The sequence below is a fragment of the Oscillatoria salina IIICB1 genome, from assembly GCF_020144665.1.
In the GTDB taxonomy this organism is placed as follows: domain Bacteria; phylum Cyanobacteriota; class Cyanobacteriia; order Cyanobacteriales; family SIO1D9; genus IIICB1.
In genome coordinates, this window is sequence record NZ_JAAHBQ010000117.1 from 56,100 (window position 1) to 82,544 (window position 26,445).

The 26,445-nt window shown below is 40.7% G+C and carries 20 protein-coding genes and 1 riboswitch; of the genes, 12 read left to right on the forward strand and 8 right to left on the reverse strand.

Going from position 1 to position 26,445, the window contains the following annotated elements:
• Nucleotides 1-31: 31 nt before the first annotated feature.
• The 3 genes from gmd to G3T18_RS23250 all read right to left on the reverse strand — a co-directional run bounded on the left by gmd (nucleotide 32) and on the right by G3T18_RS23250 (nucleotide 3,298).
• Entirely contained in the window at nucleotides 32-1,111 is a 1,080-nt protein-coding gene (gmd, locus tag G3T18_RS23240) for a GDP-mannose 4,6-dehydratase (protein ID WP_224412977.1), read from the reverse strand.
• Between the two features lie 227 nt (nucleotides 1,112-1,338).
• Nucleotides 1,339-2,070 carry a sugar transferase gene (locus G3T18_RS23245; protein WP_224412978.1) on the reverse strand — a complete coding sequence of 244 codons (732 nt, stop codon included), beginning with the start codon at nucleotides 2,068-2,070 and terminating at the stop codon, nucleotides 1,339-1,341.
• 70 nt (nucleotides 2,071-2,140) lie between these two features.
• Nucleotides 2,141-3,298 (reverse strand): glycosyltransferase, encoded by a 1,158-nt coding sequence (locus G3T18_RS23250; RefSeq protein ID WP_224412979.1) that lies wholly within the window; start codon nucleotides 3,296-3,298, stop codon nucleotides 2,141-2,143.
• Nucleotides 3,299-3,533: 235 nt separating this feature from the next.
• Between G3T18_RS23250 and G3T18_RS23255 the strand changes: the two genes are divergently transcribed.
• The 6 genes from G3T18_RS23255 to G3T18_RS23280 all read left to right on the forward strand — a co-directional run bounded on the left by G3T18_RS23255 (nucleotide 3,534) and on the right by G3T18_RS23280 (nucleotide 12,876).
• Nucleotides 3,534-4,307, forward strand: a complete 774-nt coding sequence (locus tag G3T18_RS23255) for a hypothetical protein (RefSeq protein WP_224412980.1) — start codon at nucleotides 3,534-3,536, stop codon at nucleotides 4,305-4,307.
• 55 nt (nucleotides 4,308-4,362) lie between these two features.
• Entirely contained in the window at nucleotides 4,363-5,319 is a 957-nt protein-coding gene (locus G3T18_RS23260) for a DUF1822 family protein (RefSeq protein ID WP_224412981.1), read from the forward strand.
• Between the two features lie 31 nt (nucleotides 5,320-5,350).
• Nucleotides 5,351-6,592: a CHAT domain-containing protein gene (locus G3T18_RS23265; protein ID WP_224412982.1), complete on the forward strand. Its 1,242-nt coding sequence runs from the start codon at nucleotides 5,351-5,353 to the stop codon at nucleotides 6,590-6,592.
• A gap of 3 nt (nucleotides 6,593-6,595) precedes the next feature.
• On the forward strand, nucleotides 6,596-10,084 hold the full coding sequence (locus G3T18_RS23270; RefSeq protein WP_224412983.1) for an NACHT and WD repeat domain-containing protein: 3,489 nt from the start codon (nucleotides 6,596-6,598) through the stop codon (nucleotides 10,082-10,084).
• A 93-nt stretch (nucleotides 10,085-10,177) separates the two neighbouring features.
• Nucleotides 10,178-11,011 (forward strand): Rpn family recombination-promoting nuclease/putative transposase, encoded by an 834-nt coding sequence (locus G3T18_RS23275; RefSeq protein ID WP_224412984.1) that lies wholly within the window; start codon nucleotides 10,178-10,180, stop codon nucleotides 11,009-11,011.
• 176 nt (nucleotides 11,012-11,187) lie between these two features.
• Nucleotides 11,188-12,876, forward strand: coding sequence for a mechanosensitive ion channel family protein (locus tag G3T18_RS23280; RefSeq protein WP_224412985.1), 1,689 nt, complete (start codon nucleotides 11,188-11,190; stop codon nucleotides 12,874-12,876).
• Nucleotides 12,877-12,896: 20 nt separating this feature from the next.
• On the opposite strand, the gene cobW is transcribed toward G3T18_RS23280, so the two are convergent.
• The 4 genes from cobW to G3T18_RS23300 all read right to left on the reverse strand — a co-directional run bounded on the left by cobW (nucleotide 12,897) and on the right by G3T18_RS23300 (nucleotide 17,668).
• Nucleotides 12,897-13,931, reverse strand: a complete 1,035-nt coding sequence (gene cobW / locus G3T18_RS23285) for a cobalamin biosynthesis protein CobW (protein WP_224412986.1) — start codon at nucleotides 13,929-13,931, stop codon at nucleotides 12,897-12,899.
• Nucleotides 13,932-13,963: 32 nt separating this feature from the next.
• Nucleotides 13,964-14,524 (reverse strand): DUF2808 domain-containing protein, encoded by a 561-nt coding sequence (locus G3T18_RS23290; RefSeq protein ID WP_224412987.1) that lies wholly within the window; start codon nucleotides 14,522-14,524, stop codon nucleotides 13,964-13,966.
• A 141-nt stretch (nucleotides 14,525-14,665) separates the two neighbouring features.
• Nucleotides 14,666-15,346 carry a HupE/UreJ family protein gene (locus G3T18_RS23295; protein ID WP_224412988.1) on the reverse strand — a complete coding sequence of 227 codons (681 nt, stop codon included), beginning with the start codon at nucleotides 15,344-15,346 and terminating at the stop codon, nucleotides 14,666-14,668.
• 255 nt (nucleotides 15,347-15,601) lie between these two features.
• Nucleotides 15,602-15,741, reverse strand: a riboswitch (cobalamin riboswitch).
• A 205-nt stretch (nucleotides 15,742-15,946) separates the two neighbouring features.
• A complete protein-coding gene (locus G3T18_RS23300) occupies nucleotides 15,947-17,668 on the reverse strand; it encodes an ABC transporter ATP-binding protein (RefSeq protein ID WP_224412989.1) in 1,722 nt (573 codons plus the stop codon).
• A gap of 268 nt (nucleotides 17,669-17,936) precedes the next feature.
• Here G3T18_RS23300 and G3T18_RS23305 point away from each other — a divergent pair, with 268 nt between their 5' ends.
• The gene (locus G3T18_RS23305) at nucleotides 17,937-18,644 is read left to right on the forward strand and encodes a hypothetical protein (protein WP_224412990.1); all 708 of its coding nucleotides are present in this window, start codon (nucleotides 17,937-17,939) and stop codon (nucleotides 18,642-18,644) included.
• A 79-nt stretch (nucleotides 18,645-18,723) separates the two neighbouring features.
• Here G3T18_RS23305 and clpP read toward each other — a convergent pair whose 3' ends face one another.
• Nucleotides 18,724-19,329 (reverse strand): ATP-dependent Clp endopeptidase proteolytic subunit ClpP, encoded by a 606-nt coding sequence (clpP, locus tag G3T18_RS23310; protein ID WP_224412991.1) that lies wholly within the window; start codon nucleotides 19,327-19,329, stop codon nucleotides 18,724-18,726.
• A 601-nt stretch (nucleotides 19,330-19,930) separates the two neighbouring features.
• Between clpP and G3T18_RS23315 the strand changes: the two genes are divergently transcribed.
• The 5 genes from G3T18_RS23315 to G3T18_RS23335 all read left to right on the forward strand — a co-directional run bounded on the left by G3T18_RS23315 (nucleotide 19,931) and on the right by G3T18_RS23335 (nucleotide 26,378).
• Entirely contained in the window at nucleotides 19,931-20,788 is an 858-nt protein-coding gene (locus G3T18_RS23315; protein ID WP_224413066.1) for an Npun_R2479 family HD domain-containing metalloprotein, read from the forward strand.
• Nucleotides 20,789-21,057: 269 nt separating this feature from the next.
• On the forward strand, nucleotides 21,058-21,471 hold the full coding sequence (locus G3T18_RS23320; protein WP_224412992.1) for a peptide chain release factor 1: 414 nt from the start codon (nucleotides 21,058-21,060) through the stop codon (nucleotides 21,469-21,471).
• A gap of 78 nt (nucleotides 21,472-21,549) precedes the next feature.
• Nucleotides 21,550-21,765: a hypothetical protein gene (locus G3T18_RS23325; protein WP_224412993.1), complete on the forward strand. Its 216-nt coding sequence runs from the start codon at nucleotides 21,550-21,552 to the stop codon at nucleotides 21,763-21,765.
• A 48-nt stretch (nucleotides 21,766-21,813) separates the two neighbouring features.
• The gene (locus G3T18_RS23330; RefSeq protein ID WP_224412994.1) at nucleotides 21,814-23,259 is read left to right on the forward strand and encodes an ABC transporter substrate-binding protein; all 1,446 of its coding nucleotides are present in this window, start codon (nucleotides 21,814-21,816) and stop codon (nucleotides 23,257-23,259) included.
• On the forward strand, nucleotides 23,250-26,378 hold the full coding sequence (locus tag G3T18_RS23335) for a SpoIIE family protein phosphatase (protein ID WP_224412995.1): 3,129 nt from the start codon (nucleotides 23,250-23,252) through the stop codon (nucleotides 26,376-26,378). Before G3T18_RS23330 ends, G3T18_RS23335 begins: the two co-directional genes overlap by 10 nt.
• Nucleotides 26,379-26,445: the final 67 nt, after the last annotated feature.

Genomic DNA, 26,445 nt, shown 5'->3' on the forward strand with positions numbered 1-26,445 from the left:
TAGGATGCACCCTTTCACGAAGAGGTTCAACCTAATCCACCGTGCTGCCCACATTGTGACGAATATAGGCATTATCTTTCAACAATTCTTGACCCTTACCATTCGGCGAAGAAAGCCCCAAAGCATTCAAATCTGCTTCTACCATCAAAGCAACCAATTCCTCAAAAGTTACCGAAGGTTTCCAACCAAGTTTTTCCCGTGCCTTAGTCGAATCACCAATCAATAAATCCACCTCCGCAGGGCGCAAATAACGGGGGTCAAACTCCACATAATCGTGCCAATCAAGATTAACGTAATTAAAAGCCAAATCGAGAAATTCGCGAATCGAGTGAGTTTCACCCATCGCAATCACATAATCGTCCGGTTGCTCTTGCTGAAGCATCATCCACATCGCCCGGACATAATCCTTGGCATAGCCCCAATCGCGCTTCGAGTCCAAATTCCCCAAAAACAGTTTTTTCTGCTGTCCAGCGACAATGCGCGCCACTGCCCTAGTAATCTTGCGCGTGACAAACGTCTCCCCACGACGAGGACTTTCATGATTGAAAAGAATACCATTACAAGCAAACAATTCATAAGATTCGCGATAATTAATCGTTTGCCAGTGAGCGTAAACTTTAGCACAAGAATAAGGACTGCGAGGATAAAAAGGAGTTGTTTCCTTCTGGGGAACTTCTTGAACCTTACCGAACATCTCCGAAGAACCAGCTTGATAAAAACGCACCTCAATCCCAGTCCGATGTTGATAATCGCGAATTGCCTCCAGCAAGCGCAGCGTCCCCATTGCCACAGTATCCACCGTATATTCCGGCGAATCAAAACTAACCCGAACGTGAGATTGTGCGCCGAGGTTGTAAATTTCTACTGGTTTAACTTCCTCCAAAATCCGCCGTAAAGTCGTACCATCAGTCAAATCCCCGTAATGAAGAAACAACTTAGCTTTCTCATTATGCGGATCGACATAAATATGGTCAATCCGGTCAGTATTAAACGTCGAAGTCCGACGAATGATCCCATGAACCTCATAGCCTTGTTCTAGCAAAAACTCGCTTAAATAAGAACCATCTTGACCAGTAATGCCAGTAATCAAAGCTCGTTTAACTTGGGTCATATTTAATCTTCCTCGCTTATTCTGGTGGTATCTTTACCTACTGCTACACTTAAGGCGTGTAAATTCCTTTTTAAGTTAACCTGAAGTACCATCAATCAGCTACGATCGCCACAGAAAATTTATCAACGAAAATCTTCCGACTAACTCAAACACAAGTGATGGGTAAGGTAAATCAATTTTCACCTTACCCATCACTTGTTCAAACAGCCAAGCGAGATCGGTCTCGCTCAATAAGCGCCGTTATTGCCGGGAAAAATAACCACCCCAATTGTTTTGAAGATCGTCCATAAATCCAACAACCAATTCCGAGAATTCACGTAATAAACATCAATTTGAATGCGACGATGGTAAGGAATATCATTGCGTCCAGAAACTTGCCACAATCCGGTAATTCCTGGTCTAATTGTCAACACCTTATCGATGTGCCGTCCGTACTTCGGTAATTCTTCAGGAACTAGCGGTCTGGGACCGACCACGCTCATATCTCCCATTAAAACATTCCAGAACTGAGGAAACTCATCTAGACTGGTCAGGCGGAGAAATTTCCCAATCGCCGTAATCCGAGGATCGTCTTTGAGCTTGAAGTTATCCTCAAACTCTTGTCGCATTTGGGGAGATTTATCCATCATTTCCGCCAGTACATCCTCAGCATTATTCACCATCGTGCGGAATTTAATACAACCAAAAGGCTTGTAGTTTTTACCTACTCGTTGTTGAACGTAAAAAATCGGTCCTGGAGAGCTAATCGCAATCAGTAAAGCCAGCACTAAGTAAACTGGGGAAAACAAAATCAGAACCGATAAGGAAAAAACAACATCGAACAAACGTTTGCAAAATACTCCGTTTGTAGCTCGCCAAGATAAACGCTGAGGTTTTGCTTTGGCAGGGAGGGGCTGAAAACGTTGTTTCATCAACCCCTGCAACAGCTTCACGGAGATAAGTTGGCTATTAGCAGTCATCTTACTCCTTCACATCACATCACACCACACAGTCCCGATCATAAAGCCACAAGACCCCGATTATAGTTAATCAAGTTTCATGAGTCGGAATTTTTGTTGCCAACTGATACTCTTGTCGAGAAACTTCAAGAAAGTCTAAATAGCGCTGGGTAAAGATTTTCGGGCTAAAGTTAATTGCTTGAGCGCGACTAACTTCCGGATTAAATTTTCCTGTAAATTGTTCAAAAGTTTCCACAGCAGCGACTAAGGCGGCGGGAGTTTGGGGAGAAAAAAGTAAACCCGTCCCTGTTTCGGGAAATTGTCTAATATCCCTGACAGTTTCTGTAGCTCCACCGCTACCATAGGCAATTACTGGGGTACCGCAGGCTTGTGCTTCGACTAAGGCGATGCCAAAATCTTCACAAGCTGCATAAACAAAGGCTTTTGCTCCAGCCATGTATTTTTCGACGATCGCATCAGGTTGTGCTCCGAGGATTTGTACGTTTGGTTTTGCTAGTTGGCGAATTGCCGGTAATTCTTTTCCGTCGCCGATGATGACTAAATTTCGTCCTAGCTGATTGAAAGCTTTGACGATGAGAGAGACTTGTTTGTAACTTACTAATCGGGAAACGGTTAAGTAATAATCTTCTTTCTGAGCTTGGAAAGGAAAACGGTCAATTTGGACTGGAGGATAAATTACTTCTGCTTTACGGCGATAACAGCGCCAAATGCGGCGAGCCGTATGATAGGAGTTAGCGATAAAGTAATCAACTCGATTAGCGGCGATCGCGTCCCACTGACGCAAACGATGAAGCAAGTAGCGAGTTAAGATTCCCGCTACACCTCGTCCCAGATGGCTATTATTCAAGTAATCAAATGTCAAATCCCACGCATAGCGCATGGGAGTATGGCAATAGCAAATATGAAGCTGTTGGGGGCTAGTCAAGACTCCTTTGGCTACTGCATGGGAAGAAGAAAGAATGACATCATAAGCCCGCAAATCAAGCTGTTCGATCGCTAAAGGTAACAGAGGTAGATATTTTTGTACGCCATTACGAGCAAAAGGAAACTTTTGTAGGAAAGTTGTCCCGATTTGGCGTCCAAAAAGGTAACTTTCCGGATTGATTGATTCAAAATCAATTAGAGCATATAAATCCGCCTCCACATGCTGTAAAATTTCTTTGACCACCAACTCAGAACCGCCAGTAGCTTTCGGGGTTAACCACTCGTGAACCAAAGCATATCTCATCTTGAAGGATCTCGCCAGACAAACAAGTCTCGATTGACAGATTTACTATTTTGTTACCTTATCAAAAATTTGGCGTAGTCAAACTCTACTTTTTTCGGACGAGAATGGGCGTTGCGCTTGAGCCTTTCCCTGTCTAGATTGGATAGCAGGCTTTTGCCTGTACTACTTCCCCACTTAACTTTGCCTTTGTAGCAAGCTAGTAGCGTGTAAGATTGTTTCAGGATTATCAAAAAGCATGGAAGAACGCGACGAAAGGCTAAGGAAATTAATTGCCACGCTACGCCAGCAATCAAAGGGAAGTTTAAGTTGGCGCAAAGCTTTAAATGGTTTATTGCTCGAAATTCAGCAACTTCCGGGTTTGGCGAGGTCTAACCATCCAGATTATTTACAAGCTTTGGATGATACTTTAATGCGGGTGGGTGAGGAAATAGAAGAATTTGAACCTCAACAAGCTTCAATTACCAGTAGTCTCGTAGCTTGGATTAATCTTAAATTACGCTTAAAGTATCAAGTGCGAGATTTGTACGCGGGAACAGGCGATCGCGCTAGAACTAGAACTACGAATAAAAGTATCAGACAGGAATTTAAAGAACAAGCTAGGAAACCGCCTCTTTCTTTGGATGTACCTCTCGATGCAATTACTCAAGAAACTTTTGCCGCTCAACTCCCAGATGAGACACCAAGTACAATTTGGGAACAGTACGAAGAAATTGCCCGCGAACAAGAAAAACGACGCCATACGAGAATTGGCATTCGACTCCAAGCATATATTGAAGCAGATCCAGATAATATTCTCGCCAGTTGTCATCCTCGCGCCCATCCTCAATGTAACTGCCAAGTTCTCGCTTGGCGATTGCTGTTGAAATATCCGCCAGACAAGCTTGTCGATATTGCTAAAGATTTAAATATTAACTATCACACTCTCAACTGGCATTGGAAAAATAAAGGACTACCTTTGCTGCAAAATATTGCCAAAAATTTTGGCTATCAACCTGAAAGAGATATGTAAGATGTGCTGTGGTGCATTTTTGCCTTAACCACAAAGGAACCATTACTTATTACTGATGAATAATACTGAAACTTGTCTAACTATTCCCTTGGTTAATTATGCCCATAACCAAGCGCGAGAATTTGCCGCCCAACAAGCAACACCAGAAAAAGGTTTGCGAGTTTATCTGAACACCTTGGCAGTGTGGGCTGTTCGCCGCTATTTACAATGGTTGCAAATAGATTCTGATTTGGAAGCTAGCGATAGTTGGCATCCGGGGATGCGTGCAATCTTCGATATTGCAGATTTAGTTATTCCTAATCTGGGAAGGCTAGAATGTCGTCCAGTTTTGGCTGAGGAGACAGTTTTGAGATTACCGCCAGAAGTAGTTTCTAATCGCATCGGTTATCTGGCGGTAGGATTTAATCGACATCCCCAACAAGCACAATTGCTCGGATTTGTTCCCGAAGTTAATAGCGAAACTATTTCCCTGACTGAGTTACAGCCTCTTGACGCTTTAATCGAACATCTGGAACAAGTTTCTTTAACATTTTCGGCTCCAAGTCAAGAACAAAAGCGAAATAATTTAAGTCAGTGGTGGGAAGGTGTTTTTGAGTCAGGTTGGCAAGCAGTTGAAGGGTTATTCACATTATCTGCGCCGAATTTAGCCTTTCGTAGAACCTGTATGAGAATGGGAAAATTAATTGAGTTGGGTAGTGAATGTCAGTTAATTTTGGTACTGACGCTAGTGCCAGAAACTAACGATAAAGTAGGAATTAATTTACAATTGTATCCCGCAAGAGCCACAAAATTTGCTGAAGCTACCACAGCGATCGCCAAAAACCAAGCCCAAACACTACCAACCGAACTAAAGTTGCTCGTCTTGACAGCATCTGGTGAAGTTTTTCGCGAAATAACTCCTTGTGAGGGAGATACTTTTCTCCAATACGAGTTCGCTGGACAATTGGGTGAAGAATTCAGTATAAAGGTAACGTTGTTAAATGCTAGCTTTAGCGAAGCGTTCGTTATTTAAAGTAGCGCTAACAAACTGACTACAAACCAAAATGAGTAAATTAGTCATCCTCGATCTTGATGGAGATTTGCAGCAGGGTGCCAAAGTAACTTTAGAAATTAGGGAAGAAGATAATTTTTCCCTAATCCAAAGTCGTGCTAAAGGTAGATTACCACCAGCACCGGAAATTATTGTTCAATACCAACATTGGCAATCTTTTTATCGTAATTTAAGTTTATTATTTCGGCTTGAAGAGCGAACTCAAACGATTATTAGTGGCAAACAAACTGAAGTAATTAATGCTTGTCGTCAAGCTGCCCAAAATTTGGCAGATGCTTTTAATAACTGGTTATTGGCTGACTCTTTTCGTTTGATTCGCGAGAAATTATTAGAGAAGTTGCAAACTAGTGAATCTATTAGGGTGATTGTGCAAGTTGAAGTGATTTCTCTCAGACAATTACCTTGGCATTTGTGGGATTTTTGCGAGCGTTACCCGAAAGCAGAAATTGCCCTTAGCGCTCCTGCTTACGAGCGCGCTTCAACGGATTTATTACCTCGTTCGCAAGTCAGAATTCTGGCGATTTTAGGCAATCGAGCGGGAATTGATATTGAAGCAGATCGTCAATTATTAACTAATTTATCGTCTGAGGCAGAAATAGTTTTTTTGGTCGAACCCCAACGACAAGAATTATCTCAATGGTTGTGGGATGGAAAAGGTTGGGATATTCTCTTTTTTGCGGGACATAGTAGTTCTCATCATGATGGAGAAAGCGGACAAATTGAGATTAATCGCCAGGAAAGTTTATCTCTAGATGAGTTGACTCATGGGCTGAGAAAAGCTATTAGTAATGGATTGAAATTGGCAATTTTTAACTCTTGCGAGGGTTTGGGTTTAGCGAGAAAATTGGAATCTCTTTCTATCCCGCAAATGATTGTGATGCGGGAACAAGTACCAGATTTAGTTGCTCAAGAATTTCTCAAATACTTTTTAACAGCTTTTGCGAGAGGAAAATCTCTTTATCTGGCTGTGCGAGAAGCAAGAGAACAATTACAAGCTTTAGAAAATCGCTATCCTTGTGCTACTTGGTTGCCTGTGATTTGCCAAAATCCGAGTGTGATTCCTTTTACTTGGCAACAATTAGCTCAGTCATCAGTTGGAGATAATTTCTCTATTGAAATAGACGGGTTTAGGGCAATTTCTCTTCAGTCTCCATATCGCGGATTAGCAGCTTTTACTGAAGCAGATGCGCCTTTCTTTTTTGGCAGAGAAGAACGCACCGAAAAGTTAGTTTAAACTGTGGGTAATAAACCTTTTGTGGCAATTGTTGGCGCTTCGGGAAGTGGAAAATCTTCGTTGGTTTTTGCGGGTTTGATTCCTCATTTGCGCAAACAAAATAATTGGTTGATTGTCTCTTTTCGTCCAGGTAATCGTCCGTTTTTTAAGTTAGCCGAACAGTTGATTTTTTGGCTCGAACCAGAGTTGAGTGAAACGGAACAACTGATTGAAATTCATAAATTAGCTGGTGCTTTATGCGAGAAAAGTATTAGTTTAAATGATGTGGTTGAGCGAATTTTATCTAAACAAGAAAGTCAAGGTCGTTTGCTGCTGGTTGCCGACCAATTTGAAGAAGTTTATACGCTTTGTCAAAATATTCAAGAACGTCAAACTTTTCTGGAAGTTCTTATTAACTTAGAGGAGGAAAAAAACACATCTAACTATTTCCTGAAAACCCTGGTACTTACCCTTCGCGCTGACTTTCTCGAACAAGCCCTTGGATCTCGCGTCTTTGCTCAGGCATTATGGCAGTATCACCCAGAGTTTCTTGCACCTATGAGTCGTGAGGAATTGCAGGCGGCGATCGCTAAACCTGCTGCTAAATTAGGTGTGGCGATCGCTGATGGTTTGAGTGAACGCATATTAGATGCTTTAAGTCAAGAACCTGGTAATCTTCCTTTACTTGAATTTGCCCTGACGTTACTCTGGGAAGAATCCATTGCTAGCAACTCCGATTTTACCCTCACTCATGCAGCTTATGACGCGATCGGGGGCGTAGAACAAGCTTTAGCGAGTTATGCCGATCGCGTTTATACTGCCCTCAACCAGGAACAACAACCCCAAGCAAGGCAAATTTTCACGCAGTTGGTGCGTCCTGGAGAAGGAACAGCCGACACGCGCCGAGTAGCGACGCGCCTGGAAATAGGGGTTGACAAATGGGGCTTAGTTATGCACTTAGCGAATACTCGTTTAGTCGTGACCGGACGAGACGAAGCCACAGGTGAAGAAACAGTAGAAATCGTTCACGAAGCCTTGATTCGGGAGTGGAAACGTTTGCGATCGTGGTTAGAAGACGATCGCAGCTTTCGCATTTGGCAAGAACGTTTGCGAGTAGCAATGAATCAGTGGGAAATTGGCGATCGCGATCCAGAAACTTTGTTGCGCGGTACATTATTATTAGAAGCCCAGCGTTGGCTAACAGAAAGAGAACAAGAATTAAGCGAAAAAGAACAAAATTTTATTCGCACGAGTTTAACCCATCAACAGCGCCAAAAAAAGATTCGTGCAACTACGCGCCGTCGAGTAATTTTTTTACTCACTTGCGGTTTATTAGGTTCCCTAACTTTTGGCGGCGTAGCTGTTTGGCAATGGCAGCGTGCCGAATTAGGTGAAGCTGGAATAATTTTAAGTAATTTGAGTGATTCCAGCAAAGAATTTTTGGATTCAGGAAAAGACTTAGAAGCCCTACTAGAAAGTTTAAAAGCTGCCAAAAAGTTAAAGTTATCGCCAGATGCCAAACCCGATACAAAACTGCGAGTAACTGCGGTTTTGCAGCAAGCTGTTTACGGAGTTAGAGAATATAACCGACTCGAAGGACACGAGAGAACAGTTATTAGCGTGGCGTTTAGTCCCGATGGAGAAATACTTGCTTCCGGTGGTGACGATCGCACAGTCAAACTTTGGCAAAAAAACGGCAAATTAATTGCCACTTTAACCGAACATCAAGAACCAGTTAAAAGTGTGGCTTGGAGTCCCGACGGGCAAATTTTAGCTTCGGCAAGTTACGACAAAACAATTAAACTTTGGCAGCGAAATGGTACTTTGATTACAACTTTAGCAGAACATGAAGATAAGGTTATTAAAGTAGTTTTTAGTCCTGATGGGCAAATTTTAGCTTCGGCATCAGCAGATAAAACAATTAAGTTTTGGCGCCGAGATGGTACATTAATTACTACTTTGAATGGACATAGTTCTTGGGTAAATGCTTTAGCGTGGCATCCCAATGGTAACATTTTCGCTTCTGGATCGACAGATAAAACAATTAAGTTTTGGCGCCGAGATGGTAGTTTAATTACCACCATCAACAAGCAGAATAATTCTATTTACAGCCTGGCTTTCAATCCCGATGGTAAAACTATTTTATCAGGGAATAAAGATGGAACAATTAATGTTTGGCAAAGCAACGGTAGTTTAATTAAAAATATTGATGCCAGCGATTATCCGATTTTAGATATTATCTTTAGTCCTGATGGCAAAAAAATTGCAACTGCTAGTGTAGATAAAACTGTAAAAATTTGGCAAAATAACCAAGAATTAGAATTAATAACCAGTTTGCGCGGTCATAACTCTTCTATTCACAGTATTTCTTGGTCGCCGGATAGTAAAACAGTCGCCTCCGCAAGTGCCGATACAACAATTAAGTTTTGGTATCTAAATAACCGGAAATTAGTTCAATTAGTTGGACATGAAGCAACAGTAACGAGCGTAATTTTTAATTCAGATAGTAATAAAAAAATTATTACAGCTAGTAATAATGGCACTGTGAAAATTTGGGATTCAGAGGGTAGTTTAGTTAAGACTTTTTTGGGACACTATAATTCAGTAACCGACTTATCCCGATCGCCTGATGGTAAAACCTTAGCTACTGCCAGTGTTGACGGTACGGTAAAATTATGGACATTAGAAGGTAAACTTAAGAAAACTTTAAGCGGACATTTGGGTGCAGTTTTAGGTGTGAGTTGGTCGCCAGACGGAACCGCGATCGCTACAGTTAGCGAAGATGGTACGATTAAAATTTGGCAAGCCAATGGCAGTTTATTGCAAACTTTAAACAAGCACGAAGCTGCTGTAACAGGGATTGCTTGGTCGCCAAATAGTCAAGTTTTAGCTACTACTAGCGATGATGATACCGTAAAACTTTGGTCGCGTCAAAGTTCCGGTAAACTAACTTTAATCCACACTTTAAAAGGACATGGAAGCAGAGTTTGGGACGTATCTTGGTCGCCCGATGGTCGCTTTTTAGCTTCGGCTTCTGCTGATAGTACAGTGAAATTGTGGCGGAGTAATGGTCGGTTATTAAGAACATTAAAAAAACACGATAACCCAGTTTATAGCGTAGCTTTCAACCCGCAAAATAACTATAATTCTTACCATCATCAAACCTTAGCATCTGCTACTGCTGACGGCAAAGTGAAACTATGGAGCCTAGATGGGACACTACTGACAACCCTAAAAGGTCACAAAGCTAGTGTTTTAAATTTAGCATGGAAAGGTAACGGTCGCGCGATCGCCACTGCAAGTGTTGACCAAACTGTGATTATTTGGAATCTAAACCTTGATGATTTATTAATGCAGGGATGCGATTGGATTAAGGATTATTTAGAAACTAATATTAATTTTCGCGATCCTCACATTGGCGAATCAGCACAGCTACGCACAGTTTGCCATAATCTTCATAGTAATGACCAGATACCTTATCTGGTTTCTCCCACTCGTCTTCGAGGTAATTAATCTTGGATTTAAACCACAGATAAACACAGATAAACGCGGATAAGATAAAGGGTAAATTAAGAAGTTATTGGAAAATTTCTTGGCTATAAAATAATGTACGATAATACTTGTAAGTTTATTGCGGAAATGTTTTCAGCCGATATTGCTAGTTGGTTACTCGGCGAACCAATTACTTTAACTAAAATAGAACCATCGGAATTGTCAGTTGAACCAATTCGGGCTGATTCATTAATTTTACTGCAATCGGAGGAAATTATTCTTCATGCAGAATTCCAAACCGAACCTAGTTCAGATATCGCTTTTCGCATGGCTGACTACCGCTTGCGAACCTATCGTCGCTATCCGGAAAAGCCTATGCGTCAAGTAGTAATTTATCTGCGACGCAGTGGTTCGGATTTGGTTTACCAAAATAAGTTTGAAATTGACAATTTTTGCGCGAATTTCGAGGTAATTCGACTATGGGAGCAACCAACAGAAGTGTTTTTGCGATCGCCAGGATTGTTCCCTTTTGCTGTCTTGAGTCAAACCAATAATCCTAATAACACTCTCCGACAAGTAGCTGGAGAAATTGAAAAAATTAGCGATAACAGACAGCAAAGTAACGTATCCGCATCCGTAGCACTTCTAGCGGGGTTAGTATTAGAGAAGAACTTTGTTAAAAGTGTTTTAAGGCAGCAAATTATGCGTGAGTCAGTGATTTATCAAGACATTGAAGCTGAAGCAACTCAAAAAGGTATTCAGCAAGGTATTCAGCGAGAAGCTGTATCTTTCGCCTTACGCTTGCTGAAACGGCGAATAGGAGAAGTTAAGCCCGAATTACAAGCACAAATTCAGGAGTTATCTGTTGAGCAATTAGAAGAATTGGGAGAAGCTTTGCTTGATTTTAGTAGTGAGGATGACTTAATTTCTTGGCTAGAAAAAAATTAGCGTTTTTGGGGTGGGTTAGGCAGGAATTAAATTAAGTAAATTATTCGCTCCTGTCTCCCATTATTTAAAAATAAGTTGCTCGCCAAGCTTGAAGACAATTTTAGATAAGTTATTGCCCTGATTTAATGTTAAATTTTGAGTATTCTGACAATCGATCGGCACATTTTTGGTAGCTTATGCAGACTTCTCAATTACTTCGCCGTTGGGTGGCTCTTTGCTTGCTGACATTTTTCTTAACAATTAACTTTGTAGCGATCGCGCCAGCAAAAAAATCTCCTAATCCAACTTTAGCAGAAACACCACTTATTCAAGCTCCGATCCAACTCGACGGGCGCATACTTTTTCATGTCGCCGCCGCCGCAAGTAGCGGTGAATCAACCAAACTCCTCGCACCAGTGCAGATGCGAGTGGAAAGCTATGAGAAGAAACTTAATCAGATAATTCGCACGGGTTTTAACCCACAAACTCTAGAAATTGTTGCTCAAGATCGAGGCGAGCAAACGATAATTATTGCTAGGGATGGTAAGCAATTAAAAGAGCAAAAAATTGCCGTAATTACCGAAATGGATGCTCGCATTCACGGGCTTTCGTTGCCTGATTTTGTCAGCGAATTAACCACTGATATTCGCTTGGGTTTGCTACAAGCACAGCAACGACGACAACCAACTTATTTAATTCGCCAAAGCTTGGTTTCTGGGGGAATAGCATTACTTTGCTTTCTCATAACCTTATTTATTGCTTATTTCCAAAAACGCTTGCAAAATAAATTTGTACGGCGATGTGAAAAAATTGAAGCTTTGCCAGCACAAGAATCTCTGAAAAACTTTAATAATGAGTCAGAAATTCCTGCTAACAAACAAGAGCAAATCGGTAATTTAACCGAGCAAAAACTTTCTCTAGAGCAAAAGCAAAATTTAAATCGATTGCAAAGAGGAATACTGCATATTGTCCAAATCTTAATTTGGTTGGTAGCTTTGACAATCGTTTCAGGATTTTTCCCCTGGACAACTTGGTTGAATTTATGGTTAATTACGAAATGGGAATTAGTAGGAACTTTGCTTGGTATTTATTTAGCTATTCGAGTTAGTACAGTTTTAATCGATCGCTTGTTTAAAACTTGGCTAGATCGACTTTCGCTGACACCTACACCTTCCCAAAGACGGGCTTTGCGCTTAGTTACTTTCTCCCGCGTTTTGCAGGGACTTATTGTTTACATTTTAGGTGCTATTGGCATTATTTTAGCATTAGACCATCTTGATATTCCGATCGCACCCCTCTTAGCTGGTGCGGGAATTATTGGTTTTGCGATTTCTTTTGGTTCGCAAAATTTAATTAGAGATATCATTAACGGTAGTTTGATTTTGCTTGAGGATCAGTACGCGATCGGTGATTTTATTGACGTTGGTAGTGCGAGTGGTTTAGTAGAAGAAATGAATTTACGCATTACTCAACTGCGTGGTTTAAACGGGAGATTGAGTACCATTCCTAATAGTAATATTACCACCGTCCACAATGTTTCTAAAGATTGGGCGCGAATCGAATTTACTTTTGAAATCAGTTACAATGCTGATTTAACTAAAGCTTTATCAGTCATTAGCGAAACGGCGGAAACGATGCAAAAAGACCCTGAATGGCAAGAAAAAATTGTCGATCCAGTTAATCTTTTAGGAGTTAACGATCTGGATCATCATGGCGTCCAAATTTTGATGTGGATTAAGACAAAACCGTTACAACATTGGTCTGTGGGACGGGAATTTCGCCGCCGTTTGAAGTTAGCTTTTGACGCAGAAAATATCGCTTTTGGTATTCCGCGTCAGTCACTATCCTGGGAAAATTATCCTCCAATTTTTGACGGTCAAAAATAATCTTAGGAGCTAAAATTATTTTAGTTGATTGCGGCTAAGATTTTCTCTTTTTCTAAGGAACGACCGATCAGTACCAGTTTGGTTTGACGAAGTTCGTCGGGTTTCCAAAGGCGATCGTAGAAAAAGTCAAAGCGAGATCCGACTCCTTGTAATACCATCCGCATTGGTTTGTTTTCAACGTTGACGAAACCTTTGACTCGGTAAATTTCCTCTTTTTCCACCAATTTTTGTAACTGGTTAACTAATTTTTTCGGTTCAAATGTTTGTTCTAAAATCAGTTCCACTGAGTCGATCTCATCATCATGTTCGTGTTCTTCTTCAGTGTCGTGATGAGAAGGACGACTGTCTAAGTTATCTTCAACTGCTGCATTAAATCCTAATAAAATCTCTGGGGCAATTTCTCCTTGGTAACAAGGAACAATTTTAACTCCACTAGGTAATTCTTTTTCCAACCAATTCTCAACTTTAATTCGCGTTTCTTCGTCTACTAAATCGGCTTTGGTTAGCAATACTAAATCGGCGCAAGCTAATTGGTCTTCAAATAACTCTTCTATGGGCGTTTCATGTTCTAAATTAGGGTCGGCTTTTCTTTGGGCTTCTAAAGCATCTAAATCGCCAACTAAAGTACCAGCAGCTAAAGCTTGACAATCCACTACTGTGATTACGCCATCCACTGTAGCACCGTTACGAATTTCTTGCCAGCGAAAAGCTTGTACTAAGGGTTTTGGTAATGCTAAACCGGAAGTTTCTACCAACATACAATCAATTTGTTCTCGCCGTTCTAAGAGTTTTTGCATGGTGGGAAAAAATTCTTCTTGAACGGTACAACAAAGGCAGCCATTTGTCAATTCAATAATGTTATCAGTTGGGTTTTCATCAGTTTCGCAAATTTGACAATCACGTAGTAGTTCGCCGTCAATTCCTACTTCGCCAAATTCGTTAACGAGGACAGCAATTTTTCGTCCTTGATTGTTTTGCAATAAATGACGAACGAGAGTAGTTTTACCAGCACCGAGAAAGCCAGTGATAACAGTTACGGGTATTTTTGCAGCCATATTAGATCGGGTTGAGTTGTTGAATTTATATCTTAATAGAATGAGTCGTACCAGTCACCATAAAAGTGCATTCGTCCGACACCAATATAAAGTGGGTAAGGAATTTCGGCGGCAGGAAATACGGTTACGCCAAATAAATAAACTCCGCCATAAAGAGGATTTTGCTTGGGTTTTAAGCCAACTGTAAAGGTGGTTCCGGGGGGAATTGCTGGCTCAAAATTAACTGTAATTGCACCTGTTTCTTCATTTTTGTTTACTTGACTTACGTTCAATCTTTTGCCTTTATCGCGATGGGTTCCTACAAAGGCAAATGTATCTTCTAGTTCAAAGTTAATGTCTTCAAATCCCTCCCTTTGAGCGATCGTTACTTTTCCTAAAGGTTCGCCTGCGTCTGCGGGTAAATCGATCGTAAAATAATATTTTGCTGCCCAAACTCCGGTGTTATTGTAGGTAGTAACGGCATCTAATAAACGGGGCGCACTTTCAAAGGAAACGCTACCATCTCTTCTTTGAATTGCTGGTGTTGGTGGAAGGTTAATTCCCATGATGCTAGCGGTGGTTAAAGTTAAAGCTAGTAAGCTGGAAATACGCATTTTTTTACCTAGAAATCTAAGGGTAGAGAGCGGTTTGGGAGGGGATAAAGTTGGCTCGCGAAAAGCAATTTTTCTGAGTTGAAATTAGTTGTCAAAAAAATCTTTTTATCCCCTCACGCTTAAACGTTCCCTAATTCTAGGTTAACCAATTGCCGCCGAGGTGAGAAAAACAATTCCCATACCAGCGATCGCTAATCCTAAAAACCGTAAAATCGGAAATGGCTGTTGGGGCAATTTTTCCAAAATAATCTTACCTAAGATAGATGCAGCGAGGGCAACTGTTAATTGAATTACCGCAAAACCTGCTAAATAAGCGACTAAGGGTGTCATTTCTGCACCAACGATCGCTTCTCCGTAAGCGTAGCCATGAAAAATTCCGGCGATCGCCGCCAGAATTGCCAAAATAATCTTATATCCTCCCGATTTCTGTGGTTCAGTATTATTCTTCGCTAGCAACACTCCAAAACCAATTACTGACAGCGCAATTAAGATTTCTACCGCAGGTAAATTCCACTCTAAAAGATGAATTCCTGTGCCCGCTATTGTCGCTAAAACAAACGAAATTAAGCTAAAAATTCCTTTATTTACTGTGGCTGCAAGTAAGCCTACTGCAACTACAAAAGCGAAATGATCTAAGCCGATAATTGGGTGTGCTAATCCCGATAAAAATCCTTCAAAAAAATTATCTGGAGTTTGACCACCAAAGGCGTGGTGAGCCATTACTTGATTGGAATTACTAAGGAAAAATAACCCGGTAAGAGTTACTAACCCAGCAATTTGTAAGACACTCTTTGTGTTAAAGAAAAGCTTTATTTTTGACATTTCTGCTTGACTTAAAATTGGTTTTAAGTATTAACTGGTTATGGTTGCTGAAAGTGAAGAGAGTCAAGGTTTAAAGCCTTGACTAGAAACAAACAATTCTGCTTTTTTTGCCAAAAAAGCTTGACAAAAATTAATTTCTGTGTATTGTGGCGGCTCGTGGCTGCTTTAATTGTAGCGACGGCGACAAAATCCAGCCAGATAAAATTAACAAGAGCATATTAGAGATCATCTGTACCTCGCAGATGCAACTGTACGACTAAAATTAGACAATCGGCGGGCATCCTGACTAAGAGATCGACTCATCACAGTTGCGGGACAGCGCCGGACTTGCACCGAACTTTCCCCCTTATGTTTGCTGGCTGTTCCCCAGCAAAACCGATTCAGTACAGATATTACCACATTTGGGATGAGAAGCGACAGACGCGATCGCCAATTTTCAATTTAGTAAGAATAAATCCCCAAAAATTCCTCAGAAAAAAGTAAGGGGGTGCCAAAAAATCTGCACCCCTACACCCTTATGGGGTGACTGTTGAAACAGGAATAATCTACATAGGTGTTTGTTAATTTTTAACCGTCAAATGATGCCCAAATCCTATCAACTTATTGCAAAACTTCTTCTAACTGATGTTGTTGCCAAAGAGATTGGTATAATCCAGGAGATTCGCTCAACTCAGCATGAGTTCCGATTTGGACAATTTCGCCAGCATCCATGACAAAAATTCGGTCAGCAGTCGCCGCAGCCGACAATTGATGAGAGATAAAAATCACTGTTTTACGCTTTACACCTTCAGAAAGATTGTCTAAAATTTGCGTAGCAGTTTGATTATCAACACTGGAAAGCGCATCATCAAGAATCAAAACTGGCGCATCTATTAACAAAGCCCTAGCTAAAGAAGTACGTTGTCGCTGTCCACCAGAAAGGGTAATACCACGTTCTCCGACCAAAGTATCATATTCTTTCGGAAAATTAAGAATTTCTGGGTGAATTTGGGCTATTTTTGCCGCCGATTCTACCTCCGGTTGTTCCGTCAAGGGTTCGCCATAACGAATGTTATTTTGAATAGTGGTACTAAAGAGAAAACTATCTTGAGGGACATAAGCGATCGCGCGACGCAGATCGGCCAACTTAACTTTGGTGATATCATATTCATCGAGAAATAACTGTCCCGATTCAATATCTAACAAACGAGGAATAGCATTCGCCAAAGTTGATTTACCAGAACCAATCGAACCGACGATCGCCACTTTTTCCCCTGGTTTAATGGTAAAATTAAGCTGCTTCAAAGCCGGAGATTTCGCCCCAGGATAGGTATAACTCAAACCTCGCGCCATTATTGAACCTTTCACACTCTCCAGAGGAAGCGTCAGATTATCGGGTCGATCCTGAATTTGTGGTTCAACCGCAAAAATTGCCTTAATGCGGTCAATACTAACCTCACCCCGTTGATAAGTAGTAATTGTAAAACCTAATAAAGCCGTCGGGAAAACCAAACGTTCCACATAAGTAATCAGCGCGACAAAATCGCCAACTGAAATTGTCTTATTAGCGATCGCGCTACTACCCAACCACAGCAAAATCAGCAAACTAACATAAGAAAGAGCCTCTACCACTGGAAACAAAACATTTCTCGTTCTCGCCAAACTCAGATTTGCCAACAATAACTGCTCATTTTTCCGACGAAAAGCAAGACGTTCGTTAATCTCCTGAGCATATATTTTAATCAACGAAATCCCACTCATATCCTCTTGGATCAACTGAGAAAGATCCGAAAGCCTCTCCTGCACCGTGCGTTGTTCAGATTGTAACTTAGCACTAAACAACTGTACCGCAATCAACATCAGAGGATAAATCGCGATCGTCGCTAAAGTCAGCCGCACATTAATTGCCAGCATAAACGGTAGCGTCAAACCGTAAGCAAAAACTGTATTAATTAAACTCAGAACTGCAAATCCAAGCAAACGCCGGATATTATCAACATCAGAAGTTGCCCGATTAATTAAATCCCCAGTCGTATTACTCGAAAAATAAGCAGGTTCCAACCCTAACAAATGTTGAAAAATCTTTTGTTTAAGATCGAATTCTACCTGTCGTCCAATACCAAAAATCGTAATCCGGGACACCATCCGAATTACCCACATGATCGAGGCGAGAACTGCAATTAAGAACACAAAACGCAATAGCACCTCAAAGCTGAGAGTTCCCCTCAACTCATCCACACTATTACCGATCAATCGGGGAATGTAAGCCCCGATCGCATTAACAAGCGATAAGGCAAAAATGCCTACAGATACCTGTCGCCAATGGGGACTTAGTAATTTCATCCTCTAATCCTTATTCCGTATAGCTTCTAGTTTTTACAAGCTTTATTCAAAGCTATTTTCCTCAGCTGTTACTCAATTACCTTAGCTTAAACGAACCAGAAGCCCACTCTGTAATCTTTGATTTAGAGTGGGAGTATGTCACTTCTAGGGCAGCGCGGACTCCAAAGGTTAATTACAGCTAGTTAGCTGATTTTTCCTCTCGGTGAAAGTACCCATTTGGGGCTACGCCGCGTCTTGCCGTTAATAATCTGTTTTCTTGTCCTAGCTTATGTTTGCACTATTCCAAAAACGTTATCCCAATGGTAGTTTGATTAGTGAGTTTGTGACTGTGGATCGCGGTCAGTATGTGGTCCGGGCGATCGCGGTTGATGATGGTGTAACTTTGGCTACGAGTTTGGCTGCTGCTTTTTCGGTGGAAGAAGCTGAAGATGAAGCTAGAAAAAGACTTTTAGCTTTTTTGGGTATCACTAACGGTCAGATTCCTCAGATGGCTAATCAACCAGTTACTACAGCTTCTGAATCGGAAACTGCGGTTTCTCCTAGTTTAGATCGAACTCAACCAGCAACAATCGTTTCTGAGCGGGTTACTCCTCCTGTTACACCTAGGGAAACTTTTTCTCCACCTGAGAAACCCACAACAGTTACTCCTAATTTTGCTGGCGAACCGGAATTTTCTCCACCTGGATCTTTTGGGGGATCTTCTGAAGAAATAGCCGATCTCACTCCTGAACCAGAACCAGTTTACCCGGCAAAGTCAGCGCAAAAATCAACTAAGGCTTCTCAGCGTAGTCCGGAAATGGATCGAGATCTGCTGATGGAAGGAACCAGTGTGGAAATTAAACGCTTAGGTTGGAGTGAAACTCAAGGACGAGACTTTCTCAACGAACGTTATGGGAAGCGATCGCGTCACAGTCTTACTGATGAAGAATTAAGCGAATTTCATCAATATTTACTTCAACAACCTAGTCCTCAATAGCTGAAATTCAGGATGAAGGACAATGCACAAAAAAGTTAATTTGTCAAGAAAAGTGCAGCCTTCATCCTGTTAGAAAACGTTAACCAACTTCCGGAGGATTACTAGCTGAAGGACGGCGATCGATTACTGAGTCAATCAAACCGTATTCCTTCGCATCTTCCGCAGACATATAAAAGTCACGTTCGGTATCTTCTTCGATTTTCTCTAAAGGTTGACCTGTATGATTGGCGAGATGGTGATTAAGCTGTTTCTTCAGATACAAAATTTCCTTCGCCTGAATTTCAATATCCGCCGCTTGTCCTTGAGCGCCACCCAAAGGTTGGTGAATCATAATCCGCGAGTGAGGAAGACTCATCCGCTTACCTTTTTCCCCAGCACTAAGCAGGAAAGCGCCCATACTTGCTGCTAGTCCCAAGCAAATGGTACAAACATCAGGACGAATTTGATTCATAGTATCAAAGATCCCAAATCCTGCCGACACAGAACCACCGGGAGAGTTGATGTAAAGGTAGATATCTTTTTCAGGATCTTCTGCTTCCAGAAAGAGGAATTGAGCGACAATTAAATTCGCCAACTCATCAGTTACAGCTTGTCCGAGGAAAACGATTCTTTCTCGCAAGAGTCGAGAATAAATGTCGAAGGCGCGTTCGCCACGACCAGAAGTTTCGATTACTGTAGGAATCATCGAGCTGTCTCAGTATTATCCAGTATTTCTTTGATTGTAGCGATTGTCGTTTCTTTAGTGAGGTGGCGATCGCAACGTTTCAATCCCTCTGAGGGATTTTCGAGGGTTTCAACCCATTTCGCATCGCGGAAGGAGGATTCAGCCTAGTTTCAATCCCTAAGAAGGATTTTCGAGGGTTTCAACCAATACTCGATTAGGATAGCTGGCATCTGGGTGACTGACATCCTCCCAACTCAACCACCAAACTTATCCAACAAGCTTTCACTTATTTGACAGGCGTCTCAACCACAGTTGCTAGCGAGCTTCCCAGTTATAGTATCTCAAGCTAAGTTATCAATCAAGAGAAACTGTACCTAGATCGCCTCCAATTAACCAGAAAAGATTCATCATAGATACTAAGTGAGTAGAAATCTTTATACCCTCACTTGTAATTTTCGTTAATAGTCTTTCTCGAAAATCACTGATAACCTTAAGTAGTTATCAGTTGATGGATTTGCTAGTAACTCTTATTAACAGGCAAATCTACCTAAAATCCCTATTTCCTAACTACTCTCTAGTTAACTCACGTTGATAATTACCAACTCAGGACTAACCACCGATGATTTTTAACCCGACAAACTTACTAATTGACACCTTGATCGCACAACTTACAGAAGGCTACCACCGTACCTACGGAGGCTGGAAGAGTGAATATGCTGAAATTATTTCCTGGGGTGCTGCTATGGCTCTGGAAAATATTGCTAATAGCGATGCTCTCTATCACAATGTCGAGCATACAGTTTTTGTTACTCTTGTTGGACAGGAAATTCTCCGAGGTAAACATATTAAAGTTGGTGGCGTAAGCTGCGAAGATTGGTTACACTTCCACCTGTCTTTGTTATGTCACGATATTGGCTATGTTAGAGGGGTTTGTCGTCCCGATCGCCCACAAGAAAATTTGTATGCTACAGGAGTGGGTGATGTGATGATTTCTGTACCTCCTGGTTCGACTGATGCGAGTATGGCTCCTTATCATGTCGATCGAGGTAAGTTATTTGTTCAAGAACGTTTTGGCGGTCATACTCTGATTGATGCGGAAATTCTTAAGGCAAATATTGAGTTGACTCGTTTTCCGGTTCCGGCTGATGACGATCATAAAAATACGGAAAATTATCCGGGTTTGGTAAGAGCGGCAGATTTAATCGGTCAATTGAGCGATCCCCGCTATTTACAAAAGATTCCGGCGTTGTTCTACGAGTTTGAAGAAATTGGTGCTAATAAAAATTTAGGTTACGAAAGTCCGGGTGAACTTCGCCGTAACTACCCTAGTTTCTACTGGAAGGTTGTTTATCCTTATGTGAAGACGGCTTTATCTTATTTGGAATTGACTCAAGCAGGTAAGCAAGTTATGGCTAGTCTTTATGCAAATGTTTTTCGTGTGGAACACGAGGAACAAGAAGCTTTGGTTTTTGTGGCATAAAGAGACTTTACCAAAAGTTTTGGGTTTAAAACCCTGCCTCTTTAAAGCAGCATTGTTTAGGTTCTCCCGATGAAATGAGAATCCTGGCGCATTTATGCTGCGGAGTGTCAACATTGCTAGATGAGAGGAAGCAGATAAGTTTGGCTTTCTCTCATTTGTCATTTTTACTGGCAATCTTTATCTCTAGGGAATTCTGAACTTGCCAAATTGGTTTTGACTAGTTCGAGTAGATTGTACTATAGAGGCTAAAGCGCTATTAGGAACAAAAAATGAACGATCCTTTGCGTAGTTTTAAATTACAGCCTTGGCGATCGCTTAGTCTGGTAACTGGGGTGACAATAGCGATCGCGATGATTGGAGAAGGTCTGTTAATTTGGGGCTATACTCAATCATCGGTTTTACACAGCTTTCTCAATTTCCTGTTTTCTCCACCTTTAGGGATAATTTTATCTTTGGCGGCTGCTGTGGGTGTGGGTGTGCTAGGAGTTTATCTTTGCGAGCAGTGGCAACGTCAGGTAATCTTGAATTCAGGTAGTTTATGGGCTTTGGTTCTTTGTTTGGCTGTGGGAATCTTGCTCAAGTCGCTGTTACCTCTTCCTCCTTTACTGGTGGGATTTTCTTATGAGACGGTGATTTTTCTGATGGTGGGAGTCTTTTGGAAAGGTCGTCCCTATTGGCGTTAATAATTTCGAGAACAAACGATCAGGGGATTTTTATCCACTTTGCTCAGATGACAGAGTGGATAGTTTGCTAATCAATAATTGGCAGATCTAGAAGCAGGTAGAGGCGGTTATCTTAAATCATTTGTACCAATTTATTCCTCTCCTGATGTGAAGGCAAGATTAAGAAAAACTTCGATTGTTAAGCTTGTCGGTAATGGCATTTCGATCGTTTATGGAAATGTAGTCTCAAAGCTTTTTCGCAATTATGTCAAGATTTTTAACAAATTGGGGATCGAAAAGCAAAAAATGGTTTAGAACTGCAAGAGAATCATTAGATAAATATGAGAAGTAATCGATTAACAAATGTTTCTATTTCAGAGATGTTTAAATTTTTGTCAGCAAAAACTAGCTCATCGCTGTTGGTTATTGTCGATTAAATATTCCGCGATCGCGCTGACTTTCAGTTTAATTATAGTTGCTTGTAACGGTGACTCACAATTAAATCAAACTTCGGTTAGTAACTCTCAGCCCCCAAGCGATTCCCTGACAATTTGGTGGAATAAAGGCTATCTTTTAGAAGAAGATGAAGCACTACAAAAAATTGTTCGAGATTGGGGAAAAATCAGTGGAAAACAAGTTAAACTTTTTTTTGAAACTGAAGACGAATTACCACAAAAAAGTGCTAGAGCTTTGACTACTGGTAATCTTCCCGATCTTTTATTTTCTACTCGTGCTGAATACGAACTTATTCCCCGTTTAGCTTGGGAAGGAAAACTCACAAATTTAGCAAAAGTAATTGCCCCAGTAGAAAATTTATATTCACCAGCCGTATTAGAATCGGTTTATCTTTATAATCAAAAAGAAAAGCAACGCAGTTACTACGCAGTCCCAATTTATCAAGCGACAATTTATATTCATTATTGGCAAGATTTAATCGAAAAAATAGGCAAAAATGTTAATGATATTCCTCAAGATTGGACGGGTTTTTGGCAATTTTGGGAAAACGTGCAAGAAGAATTGCGCTCTGAGCAAAATTCAGATATTTATAGCTTAGGAATTACTCTTTCTGACAAAGCTTCCGATAGTTACTACTTTTTTGAACAAGTTTTAGAAGCTTATAATGTAGAAATTGTCGATCGCGAAGGTAATTTACAAGTAGATAAACCGGAAGTTCAGTCAGGAATTAGTCAGAGTTTAGACTGGATAACCGCACTATATAAACAAGGGTATATACCACCAAATGCACCTCAATGGTTAAACCCAGATAATAATTTTAATATGCTGAATCGAAAAGTAGTGATGACTCCTAATCCCACACTTTCGATTCCGGCTGCCCAGCGCGAAGACGAAGAGGTATACTTTAATCAATTAGGGACGTTAGAGTTTCCGAACAAGCCGAATGGCGAACCAATGCGCTACATCGTTTCTGTGAGACAAGCAGTAGTTTTCCGCGAGTCGAAAAACCAGGAAGCAGCCCAAGAATTTTTAGCTTATTTAGTCCAGCCAGAAACTTTAACAGCATATCTCAAAGCAGCCACAGGGCGTTATTTCCCCGTGATGACTCCTGCTTGGGAAGATGAATTTTGGCACGATCGCCGCGATCGCCACATCGCGATCGCGACTAAAATGTTAACAGAACGTCCGACGCGCCCGCTTTACTACACCCGCAATCCCGCCTACACTCAAGTGCTAGAGGAACATATTTGGGGTAAAGCAATTAATCGCATCCTGATCGACGATCTTTCTCCAGAAGAAGCTACTCAAGAAGCGATCGCTCGGATTGAGGAAATTTTCGAGCAATGGGAATAAAATTTTATCAGCGATATTTGACCGCGAGAGTTGCTAGTAATTTTTTAATGTTATCTCTCCTGACCGTCAGTATAGTCGGGGGAGTTGCTTTTTTTCGAGCGAGAGAAGCTTTGAAAAAAGCTGCTTTCGATCGCTTGAGTGTTGCTGCTACCTTAAAAGAAGAAGAAATTAGCCGTTGGTTTATCGATCGAGAACAAGATTTTTTCTTGGTAACTCAGTTTCCCGAGGTGAAACTACAGCTACAAAGCTTGTTGAATGGGGAAGCTTCGCAACAAGAATCTCAAAAAGCATACCAAATTCTTTCCCAATATCTCCACGATTTTGTTCAAGTTAAGCCTAATTTTAGCGAAATTTTTATTCTCGATCGCCGCAACCGCATTGCGATTTCAACTAACTCAGCTAATGAAGGGGAATACGAAGTTGCGGGAAATTTCACTTATTTCGATTTCGCCCAAATTGACTTAGGACAAGGTTTTACGCCTATTTTCTATGTTTCACCAGTTACCGGGAAACCAGCAGTAACACTTGCTGCACCGATCCAAGATAGGTCAGGATCTCGTATAGGAGTCGTTTTAGCTCATCTTAACTTAGATCGGATCGACCAGATTATTCGGGAACGCACGGGGTTAGGTGAAAGTGGCGAAACTTACTTGATTGGGTCCTTAGTAACCGAAAATAGCTTTATCTCCGGAAATGAAAATCGCACTGAGGAACTTATTTCTGGAGTCAATAGTCCCGGAATCGATGCCGCAATGCAAGGATTTAGGGGTTTTGGCTTGTATCGGAATTATCAACAAATACCTGTCATTGGAGTGTATCGTTGGCTAGATGACTTAGGAATTGCCTTGCTGGTGGAAATGGAACAAGCAGAAGCTTTTGCGCCAGCACGTCAATTAGCAGCGACAATTTTATTAGTGGGATTAGTAGCAGCCGGAGTGCTATCACTAGGTGCATACTTACTAGCCCGTCAGATTACCAGACCAATTTTAGCGATCGCCGATACCGCAACTCAACTAGCTGCCGGAGATTTAGAACAAATTGCACCTGTTTTAACTGAAGATGAAGTTGGACTTCTCGCTCGTAATTTTAACCAAATGGCAAAGCAACTCAAAGAATCTTTTGCTAGCTTAGAAGCGAAAAACAGCGAATTACAGCGTTTAGATCGCCTTAAAGACGAATTTCTCGCCAATACATCCCACGAATTGCGTACCCCACTTTACGGCGCGATCGGGATCGCTGAATCTATGTTAGACGGTGCAACTGGAGAATTAACTGAAATTCAACGCCAAAATTTGTTAACTATCGTCGCAAGTGGCAGAAGATTAGCCAATTTAGTTAATGATATTCTCGACTTTTCTAAACTACGCCACCAAGATATCGAACTACAAATTAAAGCTGTGGGAGTGCGAGAAATTGTCGAAGTTGTTTTAACTCTCAGTCGCAGTTTATTAGGAAAAAAAAACTTACAACTAATCAACAATGTTGACTCAGATTTACCTGACGCTACCGCCGATGAAAACCGCTTGCAACAAATTCTTTACAACTTAGTTGGCAATGCAATTAAATTCACGGCTGCTGGGAAAATAGAAATTTCCGCAGCCATAATTAACCACAAGATTGCTATTTCTGTTAGTGACACCGGCATCGGTATTCCCGAAGATAAACAAATACGAATTTTTGAATCTTTTGAACAAGCAGATGGCTCTACTGCTAGAGAATATGGAGGTACGGGTTTGGGATTAGCAATTACTAAAAAGTTAGTTGAATTACACCAAGGTGAGATCGCAGTTAAATCTACTGTGGGACGTGGTTCTTGTTTTACTTTTACTTTACCTATTTATCAAAATAAACTAGATAAACAACCATCATTCTCTGAAATTCCAGGAAATTTTAATAATTTGCCCCCAAGAAGCGTAACCAACCAAGTTTTACCATTATTAGATTCAAAATCTCAACTAGTAATTACTAGCGAAAACGCTCGCAAGATCAAAATTTTGATTGTTGATGACGAACCAGTAAACCTACAAGTATTACTCAATCATTTATCTCTTGCTAACTATAACGTCACTGAAGCAAATAACGGCGAAGAAGCCTTGTCTGCTATCGAAAATGGTTTCAAACCAGATTTGATTTTGCTAGATGTCATGATGCCCAAAATGACAGGTTACGAAGTTACTGAAAAATTGCGCCAGCGTTTTTCTGCTTCAGAATTACCAATTTTATTACTAACTGCTAAAAATCAAATTCAAGATTTGGTAACTGGGTTGGAGGTAGGTGCAAATGATTATTTAAATAAACCTATTTCTAAAGATGAATTACTAGCGCGAATTCAAACTCATCTCAACTTATCTCGTCTCCGCAATGAAAATTTTCGTCTCAATGCCGAGTTAGCAATTACTCAGCGTTTGCAAAAGATACTTTTACCTAAACCTGAAGAAATAAGTGCAATTAAAGATTTAGAAATTGCTGGATATATGGAACCAGTTAAAGAAGTGGGTGGCGATTATTATGATGTTTTGCAACATGAAGGGGGCGTAAAAATTAGTATTGGTGATGTTACCGGACATGGGTTAGAAAGTGGGGTTTTAATGTTAATGGTACAAGCGGCAATTAGAACTTTGCAAAACACACAGGAAACTGATGCTATTAAATTTTTGGATATTATTAATCGTACCATTTATCAGAATATTGTGCGGATGAATTCTGATAAAAATATGACCTTGGCAATTCTTGATTATTACGCAAATGGGAAATTTTGTTTGAGCGGACAACATGAAGAAATTATTGTTCTTCGTGGTGATGGTTTCGTGGAAATTATTGAGACAATTGATTTGGGCTTTCCTCTTGGCTTGGAGGAAAATATTACTCAGTTTATTGACAAGAAATATTTGCATTTAAATAGTGGCGATTCGATCGTGGTTTATACGGATGGGATTACTGAAGCTGAAAATATTCAAAAAGTAAGATATGGCTTGAAACGTCTTTGTCAAGTTCTTTGTCATAATTGTTATTTGTCTGCCGAAAAAATTAAAGATGCGGTAGTTGAAGATGTGAAAAAGCACATCGGTAAACAAATTGTTTATGATGATTTAACTTTATTGATAATTAAGCGGAGATAGTTAGGAGTTGAGGATTTAGTTTAGTCACTAGTTGAGAGTGAAATTGTTTGATTTTTTCAATGAAGTA